Origin of the sequence: Mesorhizobium sp. M7A.F.Ca.MR.362.00.0.0 (assembly GCF_004023175.1) — a bacterium.
GTDB lineage: Bacteria > Pseudomonadota > Alphaproteobacteria > Rhizobiales > Rhizobiaceae > Mesorhizobium.
This window is the reverse complement of record NZ_RZTF01000208.1, coordinates 7547-8547: the sequence shown is the minus strand read 5'-3', so window position 1 is coordinate 8547 and position 1001 is coordinate 7547. Positions and strand designations below refer to the sequence as shown.

2 protein-coding genes are annotated in these 1001 nt (G+C 61.2%); one reads left to right on the top strand and one right to left on the bottom strand.

The genetic code is table 11. The annotated features are described in order from the left end of the window. On the bottom strand, positions 1-367 hold a 367-nt coding region (locus EOC06_RS43215; protein WP_245469925.1), incomplete at its 3' end, for a glutathione S-transferase N-terminal domain-containing protein. 106 nt (positions 368-473) lie between these two features. Between EOC06_RS43215 and EOC06_RS22830 the strand changes: the two genes are divergently transcribed. Next, positions 474-830 (top strand): helix-turn-helix domain-containing protein, encoded by a 357-nt coding sequence (locus EOC06_RS22830; RefSeq protein ID WP_128308848.1) that lies wholly within the window; start codon positions 474-476, stop codon positions 828-830. Positions 831-1001 lie beyond the last annotated feature (171 nt).

Sequence of the window (1001 nt, the reverse complement as noted above, 5' to 3'; positions counted from 1 at the left end):
CATCCGCCGCCATTTCCAATGCCACCCAGAGCGGGCTGAAGGCGGCGGTGAAACCGGTGTTCACGAAGGCCATCAGCTGGTGCATGCGGTCGGCTTGCGGCGTGCGCGGTTCGAAGCTGATGCGGCGCTGTGTGTCGCGGGCTTCGAGCCACGAGGCGATGGCCATTGTCTCGGTGAGCACCCGGCCTTCGTCGGTGATCAGCACCGGCGTTTCCTGACGGTCGTTGATGCTGGCATAGGCATCGTTTTTCATCTCGGTGAGCATGTCGACGCGGCACAGGCGATAGGGTTGCCCGACGCGTTCAAAGGCAGCGACAAGCCCCATCGAGCTTCCCGCCGGGAAGCCGTAAAGGAGGATAGGTTCCATTTGTTTTCTTCCGTGATTGAGAGGATCACGCCGCGCAGCGAAACTTGACCCTAAACGCTTGTCGTCCCATGTAAATTACGCACAATTCTGTAACCAGGATCCGCCCATGAAAGACGTCGTCTCACGCTGCCCGATCGAAGAGACCATGCGCGTGCTCAGCGGTCGCTGGCCCACACTGCTGCTCTATTATCTGAAGGACGGGACCAAGCGGTTCAGCGACCTGAGACGTGACAACCCGACGGTGTCGCATCGCATCCTGACGCTGGAACTGCGCAAGCTGGAAGAGGCCGGCATCGTGCGGCGCACGGTGCGTCCGGGTTATCCGTTGCGGGTCGATTATGACCTCACGGCGCCTGGCCGCAAACTTGTACCGCTCATCGACGCGCTGGGCGCCTGGTGGGTGCATACGGAAGACGACCGGATGGGCGGTTCCTCGGACGCAGATCTCGATACTGCCGCCTAACATCTTCGATTTTCGCCGCCCTGCCCGGCAAAAGCCATGATCGACGTTATCTCAGGGGCATGACCATAGCGAAAATCGAAACCCACCCGATCCCGAATCTGCACAGGCGCATGGTGCTGACCGGCCTCGCAGCCTTGGCGGGCCTCGCCGCCTGCAGCACCGTTTCACTGC